A 17,854-nucleotide genomic window follows, 5' to 3' on the forward strand; every position below is an offset into this window, starting at 1 on the left:
CCGCCCCTTTTGCCGGGGAAACGGATTGCCACGCCAGTGTGCGCACTGGCTCGCAATGACAGGTTTGTGCAAAACAGCTATTTTGCAACAGGCCCTTTTTGCTATGCAAAAGCATAGCAAAATTGGCCATGTGCCGCTTTCAGCGGCACGGCCATGAAATCAAAGCGCATGGGCCGGGACGGCCCATATGCGCATGAAGTTTCATGGTCATAAATGGGGACGGGCCCTCATAGGTATGTTGCAGACACCAAAGAAGGATGTGACGCTATGCGGGAACAAGGGGATGTAACGCGGTATTTACAGGCGGCGGCCCTGCTGCCGCCCCATCTGCGGCGGCAGGCGGAGGGGTTGGACAAGTCCAGTCAGGCGGTGGCCGAGGAGCTGCGGCTGCGGGCGGGCAGGTCCATGTCGGTGGTGTGCCCCACAGGGGAGCGCCCCCTGCCCGGCGGTGAGCCGGTAAGTCCGGCGGATCTGGGCCTGGTGGTGGAGATCGCCACCCGTGCCTCCGCCCACACCGCCCTGGAGCGGCTGCGGAGCGGCTTTTTCACCGTGCCCGGCGGCCACCGCATCGGTATCTGCGGCAGCGCGGTGGTGAAGGATGGCGCGGTGTTCAATCTGCGGCAGCTGTCCTCTTTGGCCATCCGCATCGCCCGTGAGGTGCCGGGAGCCGCCGCCGCTGTGGCGGACAGGCTGTGGGAGGGGGATCGCTTTCAGAGCACCCTCATCCTGTCCCCGCCGGGAGGCGGCAAGACCACCCTGCTGCGGGATCTGATCCGAAGGCTCTCCGACGGAACGGGCCACCCGCCCCTGCGGGTGGGGGTGGCCGATGAGCGGGGGGAGCTGGCGGCCATGTACAACGGTCTGCCCCAGTTTGACATAGGACGGCAGACCGATGTGATGGACGGCTGTCCCAAGGCGGAGGGGTTGATGATGCTGCTGCGGGGAATGAATCCCCAGGTGCTGGCCGCCGACGAGATCACCGCATCCCAGGACTGCGCTGCCCTGCTGCTGGCAGCCAACTGCGGTGTGCGCCTTCTCTGTACCGCCCACGCCGCCGACCTGGAGGACCTGAAGACCCGGCCTCTGTACCGGCCTCTGCTGGAAAACCGCTGCTTTCAGAAGCTGGCGGTGCTCTCCCGGGGGCTGGAGGGGCGGAGCTGTCAGGTGTACCAGCTGTGATCCGGCTGATGGGCGCCCTGCTGACGGTGGGCGGCGGGGCCTTTCTGGGTTTTGACGCCCACCGGCGGCTGAAGCGGCGGGCCAGGGTGCTGCGGCAGCTGGCCGGGGCGCTGGAGCAGATGGACCGGGAGATCTCCTTCCGCCTTACGCCCATGCCCCAGCTGATGGAGGAGTTGGCTGATGATTATCCGCCGCCGGTGGGAGAGCTGTTTGCCAACTGCCGGAAGGGCATGGAGGAGTTGGGGGAGCGCTCCCTGGCGGAGATCTGGCGGCAGGCTCTGGAGGATACCCCGCTGGATCTGGAAGGCCGGTCTGCCGCCGTGATGGACGAGCTGGGGGAGGTACTGGGCCGGTTTGAGGAGTCCGGCCTCCGTACCGCTCTGGCCCGGGCGGTGGCGGAACTGACCCGGGAGGCGGAACTTGCCCGGGAGGATGGGGAAAAGCGGGGCAGGATGTATCAGGTGCTGGGCTTGACCTGCGGCGGGCTGCTGGTCATTCTGCTGCTTTAAAGGAGTTAAAAACATGGATGTGGATCTGATCTTTAAAATCGCCGCCATCGGAATTCTGGTGTCGGTGCTCAATCAGGTGCTCTCCCGGTCTGGCCGGGACGAGCAGGCCACCATGACTACCCTGGCGGGGCTGGTGGTGGTACTTATGATGGTGGTCCAGCAGATCAGCGGGCTGTTTGATCTGGTCAAGGACCTGTTCGGTCTGTAGCCATGGAGACCATGCTGAAGGTGGGGGCGGTGGCCGTCCTGGGTGCTCTGTGTGCCGTGATGGTGAAGGGCACCGCCCGGCAGCTGGCTCTGGTGCTCTCCATTGCCGCCGCCGCTGTGGTGCTGGGTCTGGCCCTGAGGGCGGTGGAGGACGTGGTGGCCATGGCGGAGGAGCTGCAGGATATGGCGGGGCTGTCCCCTGCGGTGGTGGCCCCTGTCATCAAGACGGTGGGCATTGCCATCCTCACCCACATTGCCGCCCAGGTGTGCAAGGACGCGGGGGAGGGAGGCATTGCCGCCGTCACTGAGACGGCCGGCTCCGCCCTGGCTCTGTGTACCGCCCTGCCCCTGCTGCGGGCGGTGCTGGACACGGTGGCACAGCTGCTGTGAGAAGCTGGTACAAAAGAGGAGGGAAGGACCATGATACGGCGTTTGGCGGTGCTGGTGGTGCTGCTGACGGTACTGACGGGGACGGCCTGGGCCAGTCAGGGCGTGCTGGATACCCAGTCTGCCGCCCTGGACCTGGAGGGGCTGGAGAACGCCGGGGCGGAGTGGATGCCTGACGCCGACCTGTCCGCCGGGCTGGACCTGGACGACAGCATCGACCAGATTCTGGACACCGGCAGCGCGGAGCTGGGGGGTGTGATTCGCAAAGCCCTGCGCAGCGGGGCCCTGCTGCTGGCGGTGGTGCTCTTCTGCTCTCTGGCCGAGGGCATGGGGGCAGGCCAGGGCCCGGTCAATGGGGTGGCTCTGGTGGGGGCCCTGGCGGTGACCGCCATTGCGGCGGCTGACGCCAACTCCCTCATCGGCATGGGCCGGGAGGCCATCGAGCATATGGACAGCTTCTCCAAGCTGCTGCTGCCGGCGGTGACGGCGGCGGCCTCCGCCGCCGGGTCCCCGGGAGGCGCGGTGGCCCGGCAGCTGGCCACCATGCTCTTTTCCGACCTGCTCATCACCTTGATCAACCGTGTACTGCTGCCCCTGGTGTATACCTACATCGCGGCCTGTGTGGCCTGGGCTGCGGTGGGCAACGATGGCCTCAAGCGGATGGCGGCTACCCTCAAGTGGGCGGTGACCACGGTGCTTACCGGCACCCTCATTCTCTTTGTCACCTATCTCACCATCAGCGGGGTCATCGCGGGCACCACCGACGCCCTGACAGTGAAGGCTGCCAAGTTCACCATGTCCAGCATGGTGCCGGTGGTAGGCGGCATCCTGTCCGACGCGGCGGAGACCGTGCTGGCAGGGGCGGGAGTGCTGAAAAATACGGTGGGTGTGTTCGGGATGTTGGTGGTCATCGGTATCTGTCTGGTGCCTTTCCTCCAGCTGGGCTTCCACTATCTGACCTATAAGGTGTCCTCCGCTCTCAGCGCCGCCCTGTCGGGCAGCCGGGTGGCCGCCCTCATCGACCAGATCGGCGGGGCCTTTGGACTGATCCTGGGGATGACCGGGGCCTGCGCCCTGCTGCTGCTCATCTCCATGATCTCCGCCGTGTCGCTGGCAGGGGGGTGAGACCATGGTAGAATTTTTGGGAAAATGGCTGATGGGGGTGACCTGTGCGGCCATGATCCTGGCCCTGGCGGAGGGCCTGTCCCCGGCAGGGGGGCCAAAACGGGCCGCCCGGCTGGCCGGCGGGTTGCTCCTGCTGCTGGCCGTGGTGAAGCCCTTGATAAGCCTGGACGGTTCGGCCCTCACCCGGGCCATGACGGAATACCGCCTGGACGCGGAATACTCCGCCCAGGCGCTGGAGGAGGAGAATAAAACCCTGATGATGGACATCATAGAAGCCCAGTCCGCCGCATATATTCAGGACAAGGCGGCGGCGTTGGGCATTACCTGCACGGTGCGGGTGGAGGCCGACGAGGCGGCGGAATACCCCATCCCCAAGGTGGTCACCATCACCGGGGAGCTGTCCCGGGAGGAGCGGGAAGCCCTCACCGAGCAGATTGAGGCCGATTTTGCCATCCCGGCAGACCGGCAGTATTACGAAAGCGGGGGAGCGGAATGAACCGGCATCAACCGGAAAAGGGCAACGGGATGGCCCTGTACAAGGGACGGCTCATGGAGCTGTTCCAGCGGTATAAATACGCGCTGCTGGTGGTGGCAGTGGGCGTGATCATGATGGCCCTGCCCGCCCTGAGCGGAGGCGGGGAGAACACCCAGACCCGACAGCAGAGCGCCCAGGAGGTGGAATTTGGAACGGAGGAACTGGAGGGACGGCTGGAGGAGGCCCTGTCTCAGATGGACGGGGTGGGGCAGGCAGAGGTGGTGCTCACTCTGCGGTCCGGACCGGGCCAGGTACTGGCCCAGGATACCCAGAACTCGGTGCGGGAGGAGGGAAGCGAGTCCTCCCAATCCACGGTGGTGCTCTCCAAGGGCTCCGGCTATGAGGAACCGGTGATCCTCCAACAGCTTTCGCCCCAATATCAGGGGGCGCTTGTGGTATGCTCCGGCGGGGACGACCCCGCAGTACGCCTGCAGGTGGTGGAGGCGGTATCCGCCCTCACCGGGCTGGGGGCCAATCAGATCGCAGTATCAAAAGGAAAGTGAGGCAGTAATAGTATGAACGTATGGAAACGAAACGCGGTGGTGGCCGCAGTGGTGCTCTTTGTGTGCGGCGCGGTGTATCTCAACTGGTCCTATCAGAAGGGGCAGAGCGAGGAAGCGGGCAAGACTCTGGGCGAGGCGGAGCTGGTGTCCATGCAGAGCGCCGACCCTCTGCTCAAAACAAGTCCCGCCCCCACGGCGGACCCCTCCGCCTCGCCGGCGCCCACCGCCGCGGACAAGAACAGCGGCTACTTTGACACCGCCCGGCTCAACCGCCAGCAGGCCCGGGACAGCGCCCTGTCCATCCTCCAGGAGGCCGCCGCCGACACCAACGCCACCGAGACCATGAAGGCGGAGACCGGCCAGGCCATCCAGACTCTGGCTGACTACACCGTGTCCGAGGCCCAGATCGAAAATCTGGTCACCGCCAAGGGATACGCCGACTGCGTGGCCTTCATCAGCGACGGCAGCGTCAGCGTGGTGGTATCCGCCACCGAGGAGGGGCTTACCGACGCCGACGTGGCCCGCATCACCGAGATCGTTACCGATGAGACCGGCCTGGAGGCCAGCGCCATCACCATCATTCAGGCCCAGCCCTGAACCGGAGGGGCCCCGCCAAAAATCAGTTGTATTTTTTCTGATTTGTGGTAAAATGGTTCCATAGTACACAAAAGGAGCGTGACCGGTATGGGCGATGGAAAGGAATATATCTCCCGGCCTGACGAACTGGGCAACATCCATATCTCCGAGGATGTGCTGGCTGTGATCGCGGCGGCCGCCGCCACGGAAGTGGAGGGCGTGGGCAGTTTGTCCACCAATCTGAGCAGCGATATCGCGGAGCTGCTGGGCGCAAAGAAGAATCTGTCCAAGGGCATCCGCATTACCATGGTGGGGGAGAGCGTCCGGGTGGACGTGTCCCTGCTGGTCAAATACGGCTATACCATCGTTGACGTGGCCAAAGAGGTGCAGAGTGCCGTCTTTAACGCCATTGAAAATACCAGCGGCCTGACCGTGGAGAATGTCAACGTCCATGTGGCCGGCATCGTATTTGAAAAGGAACACAAGTAAATCAAGCCGTACCAAGGGCCTGTTGCTTACTCTGCAACAGGCCCTTTTGTGTGTTTTGGCAGGTCCGTCCCAGGAAAATGGTATGGAATCTGGAGTCTAATTTTGAAATATCTCTTTCCTTTTTGCATACAGTTGATGTATAATCATAATAACTGTGAATATCACCGGCTCATCATGCCGGAATGGAGGAACCCATCATGACCAGAACCGCCGCCCGAGAGATCGCCGTCCACCTGACCTTTGAACTGGGCTTCACCGGGCAGACCGCCCGGGAGCTGCTGGACGAGGCCCTCAACCGCAAGACCTTCGCCCTCATCGGGGAGGAGGAGCCCCTGTATGCCGAATTCCCCAACGAGGCCCAGCGGACCTACATCACCCGCCTGGTAGAGGGGGTCTATGACCACGCCCCCGAGCTGGACGAGTATATCTCCAAGTACGCCATCGGCTGGAAGTTCTCCCGTATGAACCGGGTGGCCGTGGCCATCATGCGTGTGGCTATGTATGAGATCCTGTATATGCAGGACATCCCCAACGCCGCCGCCATCAACGAGGCCCTGGAGCTGGTGAAGCACTATGAGGAGCCCGAGGTGGTCTCCTTCGTCAACGGTATTCTGGGCTCCTTCGTCCGGGGGGAGCACATCCCTGACCCGGTGGGCCTGAAGGAGCAGCCGGAGGCGGAGGGCTGATGCGTACCCTGGGCATCGACACCAGCAACTACACCACCTCCGCCGCCGTCTTTGACGGCGAGGGGGGCGAGAACGCCAGCCGCCTGCTGGAAGTGCGGCCCGGCGAGCTGGGCCTGCGGCAGAGCGACGCCCTGTTCCAGCACGTCAAGGCTCTGCCCGACCGCTTTGCCCAGCTGAGAGAGGGCGGCTGGCTGGACGGCATCGTTGCCGTAGGCGCTTCCACCCGGCCCCGGGCGGTGGAAGGGTCCTATATGCCCTGTTTCCTGGCGGGGGAGAGCCAGGGCCGTACCCTGGCCGCCGCGTTGAACGTACCTTTCTTTGCCTGTTCTCACCAGCAGGACCATATTGCCGCCGCCGCCTGGTCGGCGGGCCGGATGGATCTGCTGGACAGGCCTATGCTGGCCTGGCACCTGTCCGGCGGCACCACCGAACTGCTCCACGTGGAGCCGGATGGGGTCAACGTGAAAGCCACCCTTCTGGGTGGCACCAGCGACATCTCCGCTGGACAGCTCATCGACCGCACCGGCGTGCTGCTGGGCCTTCCATTCCCGGCGGGTAAGGCGGTGGACCAGCTGGCTCAGGCGGGGCAGGCCAAGAAATTTACTGTGAAGCTAAATGACTTTACGTTTTCGCTCTCTGGTATGGAGAATAAGGTGAAGGCTATGGCGGAGCAGGGGGCGGAGAAGGCAGACATCGCCCGCTTTGCCCTGCTGACGGTGGCCGACGTGGTGCGACGCACCACCCTGGCCGCCCTGAAACAGTATCCCGGCCTGCCGGTGCTGTGCTCCGGCGGCGTGGCCTCTAACTCTCTGCTGCGGCAGGTGATGGAGCCTCTGGGAGCGGTGTTCGCCCAGCCCCGGTTCTCCACCGACAACGCCATGGGTACCGCCATCCTCACCTGGCGGGCTGTAAAGGCGGGTGAGTTGACATGAGCCATATCTACACGGTTTCTCAGGTCAACCAGTATATCAAATCCCTGCTGGACCGGGACCGGGAGCTGACCGCCCTGTATGTCCGGGGGGAGATCTCCAACTACAAGGCCTACCCCTCGGGCCACCACTATTTTTCCCTGAAGGACGGGGAAGGGGCCATTCGCTGCGTCATGTTCAAGCGGGAGGCCATGTCCCTCCGGTTCCGGCCGGAAAACGGCATGAAGGTCATCGCCTTCGGTCGGGTGGCGGTTTTTCCCCGAGACGGGCAGTACCAGCTGTACTGTACCTCCCTGACCCCGGAGGGGGTGGGGGATCTGCATCTGGCCTTTGAACAGCTGAAACAGAAGCTGTATGCCGAGGGACTCTTTGACCCCGCCCACAAAAAGCCCATCCCTAAATTCCCCAAGCGCATCGCTCTCATTACCTCCTCCGCCGGTGCGGCGGTGCGGGATATGCTGCGCATCCTGGGGGCCCGGTGGCCCATGGCGGAGGTCTTTCTTCTGCCGGTGCGGGTTCAGGGAGCAGAGGCCCCCGGTGAGATCTGTGCCGCCATTGCATGGGCCAACCAGCATCAGGTGGCCGACCTCATCATTACCGGCCGGGGCGGCGGGTCCATGGAGGATCTGTGGGCCTTCAACGATGAAAACGTAGCCCGCACCATCTATCACTCGGCCATTCCGGTGATCTCTGCGGTGGGGCATGAACCTGACGTGACCATCGCCGATTTTGTAGCCGACCTGCGGGCGGCCACCCCCTCCAACGCCGCCGAGCTGGCAGTACCCGACCAGAACGAGGTAGCGGTGTGGCTGCATCAGATGGAGGGGCGGTTGGCCCAGGCCATGGGCCGCAAGCTGGAGTTCGCCCGAAAGGATCTGGACCGGGCGGCCCGGTGCCGGGCCCTTCAGGACCCTATGAACTATGTGGACGACAAGCGGATGGTACTGGACTACCAGCGGGAGAAGCTGGCGGCAGGACTGAACGCCGCCCTCAACCGGGAGCGGCAGCGCTTTGGACAGCTGGCCTCCAAGCTGGACGCCCTCAGCCCCCTGAAGGTACTGGGCCGGGGCTACGCCATTCCCCGAAAGGCGGACGGCGGTGTGGTCCGGTCTGTGACCGACGTGGCCCCCGGCGACCCTTTGAAGCTGCGGGTGGCTGATGGCGAGATATCCTGTCAAGTGGTTTAACTTAACTGCTTTTGGAAAGGACTTAAGGACATGGCGGAAGAAAAACTGACCTTTGAGCAGGCTATGGGCCGGCTGGAGGAGATCGTGAAGCGGCTGGAGCGGGGAGACGCCCCGTTGGAGGAGGCTCTGTCCCTCTTTGAGGAGGGGACCCGGCTGCTGGGCGGCTGTTCCGCCCAACTGGACAGTGCCGAACAGAAGGTGCGCAAGCTGCTGGCAGGGCCGGATGGTCAGCCGGCAGAGGAGCCGTTTGAGGAGGGACAGGTATGACGGAACAGGAGAGACTGGACGGCCACAGGGCTCAGGCGGAGGAATGGCTGCGGCACTGCTTCCAGGGCCGGGCGCCCCGTGGGGATCTCTACGACGCCATGTACTACAGTCTGCTGGCAGGCGGCAAGCGGATCCGGCCGGTGCTGCTGCTGGAGAGCTGCCGACTGTGCGGCGGCGAGCCGGAGAAAGCGCTGCCTTTTGCCGGGGCCATTGAGATGATCCATACTTACTCGCTGATCCACGACGATCTGCCCTGCATGGACGACGATGACCTGCGCCGGGGCCGGCCCACCAACCACAAGGTATATGGCGAGGCTACCGCTGTACTGGCGGGAGATGCGCTGCTGACCGGGGCATTTGAGTGGATGCTGGACCCGTCTGTGACCTTTCCGCCGGAGCGGACGCTGGAGGCGGCGGGGGTGCTGGCCCGGGCGGCCGGCGCTCAGGGCATGGTAGGCGGCCAGGTACTGGACATGGCGGGGGAAGGCCATGCCATGGGCCTTACTGAGGTGGAAGAGCTGCAGCGCCTCAAGACCGGAGCGCTTATCCGTGCCGCCGCCGAGATGGGTTGTGTGCTGGCCGGCGGCAGCGAGGAGCAGCGGAAGGCCGTGTGCCGCTATGCAGAGCGGATCGGACTTGCCTTCCAGATCCAGGACGACATCCTGGATGTGGTAGGTGACGAGGCCACCTTGGGCAAGCCGGTGGGCTCCGACGCCAAGAGCGAGAAAAACACCTTCGTGACCCTGAAAGGGGTGGAGGAGTGCCGCCATCTGGTGGAGAAACTGACCGAGGAGGCCGTGGAAGCCCTGTCCATCTTTGGGGATGAGGGCGACAGCCTGTGCTGGCTGGCCCGCTCCCTGGCAAGCCGTGAGAAGTGAGGCGCATCATGGGAAACGTAGTAAACTTTTTCACCGGCAATCTGATCCTCAACCTGGCGATCCTGGCCTGGTTTATTGCGCAGGTGTTGAAGATCATCATTACCTTCTGCACCAAAAAGAAGCTGGACTGGCACTATCTGGTGGCCAGCGGCGGGATGCCCAGCTCCCACTCCGCCTTCGTATGCGCTTGCGCCGCATCGGTAGGCTATATGTATGGCTGGGGGTCGCCCCTGTTCAGTATCGCGGCGGTGGTGGCCATCGTGGTCATGTATGACGCCGCCAACGTCCGCAAGGCGGCGGGGGAGCAGGCCAAGATCCTCAACTATATCATGGACCACTGGACGGAGATGAAGCCCGCCCTCTTCGGCAAGGAGCTGAAGGAACTGCTGGGTCACACGCCCTTCCAGGTCCTGATGGGTGGTGTACTGGGTGTGGCAGTGGGCTTGTTCGGCGCTTGGCAGTGGAGTTGACAGCCCCACTGATTTGTTGATTTGATCCTTCACCGGGAGGTGTTACCATTCTTAGTCTGGAGCAATGTTCCAACGATCTCAGCGCCCTGACCGACAGTGAGGCGGCTGCTCTCTGCGGTCTGCTGCGGGCCCGCATCCTGGATGTGGTCTCCCGCACCGGCGGCCATCTGGCCTCCAGTCTGGGGGCGGTGGAGCTGATCGTTGCCATTCATCGGGTATTTGATACCGGCCGGGACCGGCTGGTGTTTGACGTGGGCCACCAGTGTTACGCCCACAAGATCCTCACCGGCCGCAATGCCGCCATGGAGACCCTGCGCTCCTTCGGCGGGCTGGCCGGTTATCCCAAACCCACCGAGAGCGACACCGACGCATTCATCGCCGGCCACGCCTCCAACTCGGTGTCGGTGGCCCTCGGAATAGCAAGGGCAAGAACTTTACAGCATGAAGATTACAGTGTATTGGCCCTGATTGGTGACGGGGCCCTCACCGGCGGCCTGGCCTATGAGGGTCTGTCTGACGCAGGGGACAGCAAGGAGCCCCTTATCGTCATTCTCAACGACAACGGGATGTCCATCACTAAGAGCGTGGGCGGCGTGGCCGACCATCTGGCCCGGCAGCGGCTCAAGCCCCAGTATCTCCGCTTTAAGAGGGGCTACCGGAAGGTGATGGGGGCAACTGCTCTGGGGCGTGGGATCTACAAAGTGACCCATAAGGTCAAGACCGCCATCAAGGAGACCCTGCTGCCTTGCAGTCTCTTTGAGGATATGGGCTTTACCTACCTGGGGCCGGTGGACGGCCATGATGTGAAGCGGCTGACCCGGCTGCTCAAGTATGCCCGGGACCTGAAAGGCCCTGTGCTGCTCCATGTCAGAACTGTAAAGGGAAAAGGCTACACACCAGCGGAGCGCAACCCGGATCAATTTCATGGTGTGGGCCGCTTCTGTGTGGAGACCGGCGAGGTGCTGAAGGGCAGCGGTACCAATTTCTCCGCTGTCTTTGGACAGACCCTTTGCAAGATGGCGGAGGAGGACCCCAGACTGTGCGCCATTACCGCCGCCATGCAGGGAGGAACAGGACTCAACACCTTTGCCGCCCGGTTCCCGGACCGGTTCTTTGATGTGGGCATTGCCGAAGGCCATGCGGTGGCAATGTCCGCCGGTATGGCCAAGCAGGGCATGATCCCGGTCTTTGCGGTGTATTCCTCCTTCCTTCAGCGGGCCTACGATATGCTGATCCATGATGTGGCCCTTCAGGGCCTTCATGTGGTCTTTGCCATTGATCGGGCCGGGCTGGTGGGAGAGGACGGTGAGACCCACCACGGTGTCTTTGACCCTGCCTTTCTGGATACGGTGCCCGGCATGACAGTGCTGTGCCCCTCCAGCTATGCTGAGCTGGAGTCCATGCTTCGATATGCCATCTATGAGGTAAAGGGGCCGGTGGCGGTCCGCTATCCCCGGGGTGGCCAGGGGGACTATCAGGAGGATTCCGGATTGGTCAGCACTGCGATGCTGCGTGCTGGCAAGGATATTACCTTGACAGGCTACGGTATCACAGTCAATGCGCTGCTGGACTGTGCCCGGCGGCTGGAGGCCGACGGTATCCAGGCCCAGGTACTCAAGCTCAATACCATCACGCCCCTGGACGGGGCGCCGGTGGCAGCCTCGGCGGCGGAAACCGGGCGGCTGCTGGTGGCAGAGGAGGCTGCCCCAGGCAACTGTGTGGGGCAGCGGCTGGCTGCAAAGCTGCTGGAGCGGGGTGTTGCTGCAAAGGTAGCCATGGTCAACACCGGGCCCGGCTTTGTCACCCACGGGCCTGTGTCCCAACTGAGAACCCTGTGCGGCCTGGATGGGGCGTCCCTGTATAAAACAGCGTTGGAGGTCTGCGGACATGGCAATTGTTAAAAAAAGACTGGACGTGCTGTTGGTGGAGCGGGGGCTGGCGGAGAGTCGTCAGCGGGCCCAGGCCATCATTATGAGCGGCCAGGTCTATGTAAAAGAGCAGAAGGTGGACAAGGCCGGAGCCCAGATCCCCGAGGATGCGCCTGTGGAAGTGCGGGGCCAGACCCTGGCCTATGTGAGCCGGGGCGGTCTGAAGCTGGAAAAGGCAATGAAAACCTTTGAGGGCATCCACCTGGACGGGGCGGTGTGCGGCGATATCGGCGCCTCCACCGGCGGCTTTACCGACTGTATGCTCCAAAACGGAGCGGTCAAAGTGTACGCCGTGGATGCGGGCTACGGTCAGCTGGCCTGGTCCCTCCGCAGCGATGAGCGGGTGGTGTGTCTGGAACGGACCAATGCCCGCTATCTGACCCATGAGCAGATCCCCGACGAGCTGGACTTTGCCAGCGTGGACGTGTCCTTCATCTCCCTGAAGCTGATCCTGCCTGCCCTCCGTGGCCTGCTCAAGCCGGACGGCCAGGCGGTGTGCCTGGTGAAGCCTCAGTTTGAGGCCGGCCGGGAAAAGGTGGGTAAGAAGGGCGTGGTGCGGGACCCCGCTGTCCACCTGGAAGTGATCCAGCAATTTCTCAAGAATGCCGCTGATGCGGATTTTACTGTAAAGGATATGACCTTTTCACCAATCAGAGGACCCGAGGGCAACATTGAGTACCTGGGACACCTGCTGGCCGGGGGAGGCGGAGCCTCCTGGACCGGCGATCCGGCAGCCCTGGTAGAGGCATCCCACGCGGCCCTGGAAGGAGCCGGACAATGAAAGTAGTGTTGAGCCCCAACCCCTATCGGGACCGGGGATTGAAGGCCGCCCAGGCGGCGGAGAAGATTCTGAAAGCCGCCGGGGTGGAGACCGCCATCTGCCTGCCCTTTGCGGTGGAGGGGGGAAACATCGAATTTCCCAAGCACATCCAGTTCAAGCAGACCGAGGAGGAGCTGAAGGACGCGGATATTCTGGTGTGCTTCGGCGGAGACGGTACCATTCTCCATGCTGCCAAGGATGCCAACCAGCACCATGTGCCCATTCTGGGCGTTAACCTGGGCAGCGTTGGCTTCATGGCGGAGCTGGAACTGGGGGAACTGTCTATGCTCTCCAAGCTGCCCGCCGGAAAGTATGCTGTGGAGGACCGCATGATGCTGGACGTGACGGTGCGGCGGGACGGCAAGGTGATCTATTCTGACATCGCCCTCAACGACGCTGCCCTCACCAAGGGGGCGGTGGCCCGGGTGGTGGATCTGGAGGTGCTGGGGGATAAGACCACCATTACCAAGATGTCTGCCGACGGTGTGGTCATCAGCACCCCCACCGGATCTACCGCTTATTCCATGTCGGCAGGCGGCCCCATCGTGGAGCCCACGGCGGAAAACATCATCGTTACGCCCATCTGTCCTCACGCCCTGTCTGCCCGGTCCTTTGTGCTGGGCCATGAGCGGACGGTGTCCATCAAGCTGGGCCGGATGGCCCGCAAGACCGCCTTTTTATCGGTGGATGGAGGGAAAGCCTTCAAGCTCAACGGCGGCGACGTGGTGGAGACCAAGATGTCCAAATCCAAAACCAGACTGGTTCGGGTGACCGGCCGGACATTCTATGAGATTTTGAATCATAAATTGGGAGGTGCGTAAGCCATGAAAGCGAAACGGCAGCAGGAGATTTTGCGGATCATTGCGGAGCAGGATATTGATACCCAGGATCAGCTTCTGACAGAGCTGCGGGCCAGAGGGGTGCAGTCCACCCAGGCCACCATTTCCCGGGACATCAAGGAACTCCACCTCATTAAGGAACTGACCGGATACGGGACCTATCGTTACGCCGTTTCGGAGCGGAAGGCCTCCCTGAATATCGCGGGACGGCTGCGTACCATCTTCAAGGAGGGCGTTACCTCCTTTGATGTGGCTCAGAATATCGTGGTTTTGAAAACCATGCCCGGTCTGGCCTCTGCGGCCTGCGCCGCCATTGACGGCATGGATATTTCCAGCCTGGTGGGCAGCCTGGCGGGAGACGATACCGCCATCCTCATCATGCGCACCAATGAGGACGCTGCCTCCTTCTGCAACGAGATCCATGCCATGCTGAAATGAGACTTCAAAAAAGTGACAAAGTCACTTTTTTGAGCAGGATGCAGCCCGCTACGCGCAGAATTTGTCCATCTTTGATGGATAAATTCCACACTTGCGGTCTGAGAAGTGTTTTTGGCTACGCGCATGTCGCAGCCAAAAACGGTTTTCGATTTTATTGCGCCGCCTGCGGGCGGCGCAACTCTGCGAGGCTTTTTTAATCAACGTGCCTTTCTAGGGTGGTGGCCTATATGCTTTCTTTGCTGCACATTGAAAATATTGCGGTGATCCAGACGGCGGACATCCAGTTTGACAAGGGCTTTAACGTCCTCACCGGCGAGACCGGCGCGGGCAAGTCCATTGTGGTGGATGCCATCGGGGCCATCATCGGGGAGCGCACCAGCCGGGATCTGATCCGTACCGGGGCAAAGTCCTCCCTGGTCAACGCGGTGTTTACCGGCCTGCCAGAGCTGGACTGGTTCCGGGAGAACGGCGTAGGCCCCGACGAGGAGGGCAATCTGCTCATCCAGCGGGAGATCCAGCCCGACGGGAAGAACATCTGCCGCATCAATGGCCGGCTCATCACCGTCTCCCAGCTGCGGCAGCTGGGCCGCCTACTGCTCAATATCCACGGCCAGCACGACGGCCAGCAGCTGCTGGACGAGCGGTGTCACCTGGATTATCTGGATGGCTTTGGCGCCACCGGGGAAGAACTGGCGGCCTACCGGATCTGTTATGACAAACTGGCCGCCATCCGCCGGGAGATCTCATCCCTCCGGATGGACGAGGCGGAGAAGGCCCGGCGCATTGACAGCCTGGAATTTCAGATCGGCGAACTGGAGCGGGCCGAGCTGCGGAGCGGGGAAGAAGAGGAGCTGACGGAGCGGCGGGATTTGCTGCGCAATGCCGGCAAGCTGATGGAGAGCGTGGAAGGGGCTCATCTGGCCCTGTCCGGTGATGATGAACGGGAAGGAGCCGCTGCCCTGCTGGGGGAGGCGGAGCAGTCTCTTCATGCCGCCGGCCGCATCAGCACCCAGGCCGCCGAGCTGTTGGAAAAGCTGGTGGAACTCCGCTGCGCCGCCGACGACATTGCCGAGCAGATCCGGGATCTGCGGGACGCCTTTGACTTTGAACCGGGGGAGCTGGACCAGATCGAGAGCCGGTTGGACGTACTCCACCGGCTGAAGAAGAAGTACGGCGATTCGGTGGACGAGATGCTGGACTATCTGGACCGCTGCAAAAAGGAACTGGACGAGATCCAGTTCTCCACTGATACCATTGCCCGGCTGGAGAAGGAGCAGTCCAAGGCCCTGGCTGATGCCCGAAAGGCGGCTGAGACCCTTAGCCAGACCCGAAAGAAGGCGGCCAAGGCGCTGGAACAGCGGATTCAGAGTGAATTGGCCCAGCTGGATATGCCCAAGGTCCGGTTCCAGGTGGAGTTTGGACCCAAGCCGGGGGAGTTCGCTATGGACGACACCGGCATAGACGAAGTGCAGTTTCTCATGTCCGCCAATGTGGGCGAGGACCTGAAGCCCATCCAGAAGATCGCCTCCGGCGGTGAGCTGGCCCGCATCATGCTGGCCCTGAAAAACGTGCTGGCGGAAAACGATCAGGTGGGCACTATGGTCTTTGACGAGGTGGATACCGGCGTGTCCGGCCGGGCGGCCCAGAAGGTGGCGGAAAAGCTGGCCGATGTGGCCCACGCCAAGCAGGTACTGTGCGTCACCCATCTGCCTCAGCTGGCAGCTATGGCCGACGTCCACTTCTCAGTAGAGAAGGGGGAGCGGGGCGGCCGTACCTACACCCAGGTGGAGCGGCTGACCCGTCAGCGCCGGTGCGAGGAGCTGGCCCGGCTCACCTCCGGCGAGCACATCACCGACGCCACCCTTGGCGCCGCCGGGGAGCTGCTGGACAGTGCGGAGGCCTACAAGAAACTACACAAAAGCTAGATTTTGTTGAGTACCCCTTTTCTGCTTGACAAACGGAGCAAGAGCGATTATAATCCTCATCAATATGACACTGCGATGACAGGGAGAAGTACCAACCCTCGTCCCGCCCAGAGAGCCCCCGGTTTGGTGAGAGGGGGAGGGGACAGGCTGGGAAATACACTCTGGAGCAGCCGCCTGAACAGGGGAGACCCCCAGTAGGGCCGTGTCGGGTGCGCCCGTTATCGCGCCGCCGTGTGTTGGCACGGCATGAGGCCGTTTTTGCGAGAAAACGGCGAATCAGAGGTGGTACCGCGTTTTTACGCCCTCTGTCCGAACGGACAGAGGGCTTTTTGCATAAAAGGGGGATTTTGTGGATCGGAATGTCTGTACCCGCTGCGGCGGGGAGATGGTCCATATCGGCCAGGAAAAGATCCAGCTGGGGAAGTTCGGTTGGCTTACCGGCTCCTGGGGGCACCTTTTGTCTGGCGCTCTTACCGTAGATATCTATTGCTGCCGGGATTGCAAAAAATTGGAGTTCTACGCGGTGGAGCCACCGGAAGAGGAGGCCACCATCGCGCAGGTGCCCTGCCCCCACTGCGGAATCCTCCACGACATGGACGACGCCAAGTGTCCCCACTGCGGAAAGCGGTTATACTGATGACGACACCATTGAGATAAAGGAGAATGAACATGACTTGTTACGAAGAACTGAAGGCCCGTGGCCTCATTGCCCAGGTCACCAACGAGGAGGAGATCTCCAAGATGATCAACGAGGGCAAGGCCGTCTTTTACATCGGCTTTGACCCTACCGCCGACTCCCTCCATGTGGGTCACTTCATGGCTCTGTGCCTGATGAAGCGGCTCCAGATGGCGGGCAACCGTCCTATCGCCCTCATCGGCGGCGGCACCGGCTACATCGGTGACCCCTCCGGCCGTACCGATATGCGCAACATGATGACCCCGGAGACCATCCAGCACAACTGTGACTGCTTTAAGAAGCAGATGGAGCGGTTCATCGAGTTCGGCGAGGGCAAGGCCCAGATGGTGAACAACGCCGAGTGGCTCCTCAAGCTCAACTACATTGAGCTGCTCCGTGAGGTGGGTGCCTGCTTCTCCGTCAACAATATGCTGCGGGCTGAGTGCTACAAGCAGCGCATGGAGAAGGGCCTCTCCTTCCTGGAGTTCAACTACATGATCATGCAGTCCTACGACTTCTACCATCTGTTCCAGCACTACGGCTGCAATATGCAGTTCGGCGGCGACGACCAGTGGTCCAACATGCTGGGCGGCACCGAGCTGATCCGCCGCAAGCTGGGCAAGGACGCCCACGCCATGACCATCACCCTGCTGCTCAACTCCGAGGGCAAGAAGATGGGTAAGACTGCCAAGGGCGCCGTGTGGCTGGACCCCAACAAGACCAGCCCCTATGAGTTCTACCAGTACTGGCGCAACGTGGGCGACGGCGATGTGCTCAAGTGCCTGCGGATGCTCACCTTCCTGCCTCTGGAGCAGATCGACGAGATGGACAAGTGGGAGGGCAGCCAGCTCAACACCGCCAAGGAGATCCTGGCCTTTGAGCTGACCAAGCTGGTCCACGGTGAGGAGGAGGCCAAGAAGGCCCAGGATGCTGCCAAGGCCCTCTTCGTGGGCGGCGGCGATATGAGCAACGTGCCCTCCACCGCCCTGGAGGCCGGCGCGCTCACCGACGGCGCCATCGGTATCCTGGACCTGATGCTGGCCTGTAAGCTGGCACCCTCCAAGAAGGAGGCCCGCCGCCTCATCGAGCAGGGCGGCGTGGAGCTGGACGGCCAGAAGGTAACGGACGTATACACTGCCGTCACTGCCGATCAGCTCTCCGGCGACGGTGTCATGATCAAGAAGGGCAAGAAGGTCTTCCACCGGGCCTCTCTGCAGGGCTGAGTGTTTCGGGGCTGCCGTCAGTGGAGCAGCCCCTTTCTTAATTTTACCTGACTTTGGTTGCAGGCGACAAACAGGCAT

The 17,854-nt window shown here is 62.3% G+C and carries 22 protein-coding genes and 1 other annotated feature; all 22 genes read left to right on the top strand.

Annotation, left to right across the window (positions count from 1 at the left end; genetic code table 11):
* Positions 1-267 precede the first annotated feature (267 nt).
* Positions 268-1,179, top strand: a complete 912-nt coding sequence (locus IHN22_RS04105; RefSeq protein WP_191433641.1) for a stage III sporulation protein AB — start codon at positions 268-270, stop codon at positions 1,177-1,179.
* Complete coding sequence (locus tag IHN22_RS04110) at positions 1,176-1,688, top strand: stage III sporulation protein AB (protein ID WP_191433643.1); 513 nt, start codon at positions 1,176-1,178, stop codon at positions 1,686-1,688. The genes IHN22_RS04105 and IHN22_RS04110 overlap by 4 nt, the downstream gene beginning before the upstream one ends.
* Before the next feature lie 13 nt (positions 1,689-1,701).
* Positions 1,702-1,896 (top strand): stage III sporulation protein AC, encoded by a 195-nt coding sequence (spoIIIAC, locus tag IHN22_RS04115; protein ID WP_087188035.1) that lies wholly within the window; start codon positions 1,702-1,704, stop codon positions 1,894-1,896.
* A 2-nt stretch (positions 1,897-1,898) separates the two neighbouring features.
* Positions 1,899-2,285 carry a SpoIIIAC/SpoIIIAD family protein gene (locus IHN22_RS04120; RefSeq protein ID WP_087266465.1) on the top strand — a complete coding sequence of 129 codons (387 nt, stop codon included), beginning with the start codon at positions 1,899-1,901 and terminating at the stop codon, positions 2,283-2,285.
* Between the two features lie 30 nt (positions 2,286-2,315).
* Entirely contained in the window at positions 2,316-3,407 is a 1,092-nt protein-coding gene (locus tag IHN22_RS04125; protein WP_191433645.1) for a stage III sporulation protein AE, read from the top strand.
* 4 nt (positions 3,408-3,411) lie between these two features.
* The gene (locus IHN22_RS04130; protein ID WP_087188038.1) at positions 3,412-3,903 is read left to right on the top strand and encodes a stage III sporulation protein AF; all 492 of its coding nucleotides are present in this window, start codon (positions 3,412-3,414) and stop codon (positions 3,901-3,903) included.
* Positions 3,900-4,445, top strand: a complete 546-nt coding sequence (locus IHN22_RS04135; protein WP_300985413.1) for a stage III sporulation protein AG — start codon at positions 3,900-3,902, stop codon at positions 4,443-4,445. The genes IHN22_RS04130 and IHN22_RS04135 overlap by 4 nt, the downstream gene beginning before the upstream one ends.
* 12 nt (positions 4,446-4,457) lie before the next feature.
* Positions 4,458-5,042 carry a SpoIIIAH-like family protein gene (locus tag IHN22_RS04140; protein ID WP_191433647.1) on the top strand — a complete coding sequence of 195 codons (585 nt, stop codon included), beginning with the start codon at positions 4,458-4,460 and terminating at the stop codon, positions 5,040-5,042.
* Positions 5,043-5,129: 87 nt separating this feature from the next.
* Entirely contained in the window at positions 5,130-5,510 is a 381-nt protein-coding gene (locus IHN22_RS04145; RefSeq protein ID WP_191433649.1) for an Asp23/Gls24 family envelope stress response protein, read from the top strand.
* A gap of 197 nt (positions 5,511-5,707) precedes the next feature.
* The gene (nusB, locus tag IHN22_RS04150) at positions 5,708-6,196 is read left to right on the top strand and encodes a transcription antitermination factor NusB (protein ID WP_087188042.1); all 489 of its coding nucleotides are present in this window, start codon (positions 5,708-5,710) and stop codon (positions 6,194-6,196) included.
* Positions 6,196-7,128, top strand: coding sequence for a DNA-binding protein (locus IHN22_RS04155; protein ID WP_191433651.1), 933 nt, complete (start codon positions 6,196-6,198; stop codon positions 7,126-7,128). Before nusB ends, IHN22_RS04155 begins: the two co-directional genes overlap by 1 nt.
* A complete protein-coding gene (gene xseA, locus IHN22_RS04160; RefSeq protein WP_191433653.1) occupies positions 7,125-8,312 on the top strand; it encodes an exodeoxyribonuclease VII large subunit in 1,188 nt (395 codons plus the stop codon). Before IHN22_RS04155 ends, xseA begins: the two co-directional genes overlap by 4 nt.
* A 30-nt stretch (positions 8,313-8,342) precedes the next feature.
* The gene (gene xseB, locus IHN22_RS04165; protein ID WP_087188045.1) at positions 8,343-8,579 is read left to right on the top strand and encodes an exodeoxyribonuclease VII small subunit; all 237 of its coding nucleotides are present in this window, start codon (positions 8,343-8,345) and stop codon (positions 8,577-8,579) included.
* The gene (locus IHN22_RS04170) at positions 8,576-9,457 is read left to right on the top strand and encodes a polyprenyl synthetase family protein (RefSeq protein WP_191433655.1); all 882 of its coding nucleotides are present in this window, start codon (positions 8,576-8,578) and stop codon (positions 9,455-9,457) included. The genes xseB and IHN22_RS04170 overlap by 4 nt, the downstream gene beginning before the upstream one ends.
* Before the next feature lie 8 nt (positions 9,458-9,465).
* On the top strand, positions 9,466-9,927 hold the full coding sequence (locus IHN22_RS04175; RefSeq protein ID WP_191433657.1) for a divergent PAP2 family protein: 462 nt from the start codon (positions 9,466-9,468) through the stop codon (positions 9,925-9,927).
* Between the two features lie 56 nt (positions 9,928-9,983).
* Positions 9,984-11,828, top strand: coding sequence for a 1-deoxy-D-xylulose-5-phosphate synthase (dxs, locus tag IHN22_RS04180; protein WP_191433685.1), 1,845 nt, complete (start codon positions 9,984-9,986; stop codon positions 11,826-11,828).
* Entirely contained in the window at positions 11,815-12,636 is an 822-nt protein-coding gene (locus IHN22_RS04185; protein WP_191433659.1) for a TlyA family RNA methyltransferase, read from the top strand. Before dxs ends, IHN22_RS04185 begins: the two co-directional genes overlap by 14 nt.
* Positions 12,633-13,496: an NAD(+)/NADH kinase gene (locus tag IHN22_RS04190; protein WP_087389343.1), complete on the top strand. Its 864-nt coding sequence runs from the start codon at positions 12,633-12,635 to the stop codon at positions 13,494-13,496. Before IHN22_RS04185 ends, IHN22_RS04190 begins: the two co-directional genes overlap by 4 nt.
* Positions 13,497-13,499: 3 nt before the next feature.
* A complete protein-coding gene (locus tag IHN22_RS04195; protein WP_087188051.1) occupies positions 13,500-13,952 on the top strand; it encodes an arginine repressor in 453 nt (150 codons plus the stop codon).
* Between the two features lie 227 nt (positions 13,953-14,179).
* Positions 14,180-15,877 (top strand): DNA repair protein RecN, encoded by a 1,698-nt coding sequence (gene recN, locus IHN22_RS04200; RefSeq protein WP_191433661.1) that lies wholly within the window; start codon positions 14,180-14,182, stop codon positions 15,875-15,877.
* 66 nt (positions 15,878-15,943) lie between these two features.
* Positions 15,944-16,186, top strand: a binding site (T-box leader).
* Between the two features lie 40 nt (positions 16,187-16,226).
* On the top strand, positions 16,227-16,514 hold the full coding sequence (locus tag IHN22_RS04205; protein ID WP_191433663.1) for a zinc ribbon domain-containing protein: 288 nt from the start codon (positions 16,227-16,229) through the stop codon (positions 16,512-16,514).
* 32 nt (positions 16,515-16,546) lie between these two features.
* Positions 16,547-17,776 (top strand): tyrosine--tRNA ligase, encoded by a 1,230-nt coding sequence (gene tyrS / locus IHN22_RS04210; RefSeq protein ID WP_191433665.1) that lies wholly within the window; start codon positions 16,547-16,549, stop codon positions 17,774-17,776.
* Positions 17,777-17,854 lie beyond the last annotated feature (78 nt).

This window comes from Flavonifractor sp. An112 (assembly GCF_904377885.1).
Taxonomy (GTDB): Bacteria; Bacillota; Clostridia; order Oscillospirales; family Oscillospiraceae; genus Flavonifractor; species Flavonifractor avicola.

Excerpts from the sequence above, each read along its gene's own strand:
- recN (WP_191433661.1), top strand. The coding sequence starts at position 14,180 with ATGCTTTCTTTGCTGCACATTGAAAATATTGCGGTGATCCAGACGGCG.
- IHN22_RS04120 (WP_087266465.1), top strand. The coding sequence starts at position 1,899 with ATGGAGACCATGCTGAAGGTGGGGGCGGTGGCCGTCCTGGGTGCTCTG.
- xseB (WP_087188045.1), top strand. The coding sequence starts at position 8,343 with ATGGCGGAAGAAAAACTGACCTTTGAGCAGGCTATGGGCCGGCTGGAG.
- IHN22_RS04185 (WP_191433659.1), top strand. The coding sequence starts at position 11,815 with ATGGCAATTGTTAAAAAAAGACTGGACGTGCTGTTGGTGGAGCGGGGG.
- nusB (WP_087188042.1), top strand. The coding sequence starts at position 5,708 with ATGACCAGAACCGCCGCCCGAGAGATCGCCGTCCACCTGACCTTTGAA.
- tyrS (WP_191433665.1), top strand. The coding sequence starts at position 16,547 with ATGACTTGTTACGAAGAACTGAAGGCCCGTGGCCTCATTGCCCAGGTC.
- IHN22_RS04190 (WP_087389343.1), top strand. The coding sequence starts at position 12,633 with ATGAAAGTAGTGTTGAGCCCCAACCCCTATCGGGACCGGGGATTGAAG.
- IHN22_RS04140 (WP_191433647.1), top strand. The coding sequence starts at position 4,458 with ATGAACGTATGGAAACGAAACGCGGTGGTGGCCGCAGTGGTGCTCTTT.
- IHN22_RS04195 (WP_087188051.1), top strand. The coding sequence starts at position 13,500 with ATGAAAGCGAAACGGCAGCAGGAGATTTTGCGGATCATTGCGGAGCAG.
- xseA (WP_191433653.1), top strand. The coding sequence starts at position 7,125 with ATGAGCCATATCTACACGGTTTCTCAGGTCAACCAGTATATCAAATCC.
- spoIIIAC (WP_087188035.1), top strand. The coding sequence starts at position 1,702 with ATGGATGTGGATCTGATCTTTAAAATCGCCGCCATCGGAATTCTGGTG.
- IHN22_RS04170 (WP_191433655.1), top strand. The coding sequence starts at position 8,576 with ATGACGGAACAGGAGAGACTGGACGGCCACAGGGCTCAGGCGGAGGAA.
- IHN22_RS04175 (WP_191433657.1), top strand. The coding sequence starts at position 9,466 with ATGGGAAACGTAGTAAACTTTTTCACCGGCAATCTGATCCTCAACCTG.
- IHN22_RS04155 (WP_191433651.1), top strand. The coding sequence starts at position 6,196 with ATGCGTACCCTGGGCATCGACACCAGCAACTACACCACCTCCGCCGCC.
- IHN22_RS04105 (WP_191433641.1), top strand. The coding sequence starts at position 268 with ATGCGGGAACAAGGGGATGTAACGCGGTATTTACAGGCGGCGGCCCTG.
- IHN22_RS04125 (WP_191433645.1), top strand. The coding sequence starts at position 2,316 with ATGATACGGCGTTTGGCGGTGCTGGTGGTGCTGCTGACGGTACTGACG.
- IHN22_RS04130 (WP_087188038.1), top strand. The coding sequence starts at position 3,412 with ATGGTAGAATTTTTGGGAAAATGGCTGATGGGGGTGACCTGTGCGGCC.
- IHN22_RS04145 (WP_191433649.1), top strand. The coding sequence starts at position 5,130 with ATGGGCGATGGAAAGGAATATATCTCCCGGCCTGACGAACTGGGCAAC.
- IHN22_RS04135 (WP_300985413.1), top strand. The coding sequence starts at position 3,900 with ATGAACCGGCATCAACCGGAAAAGGGCAACGGGATGGCCCTGTACAAG.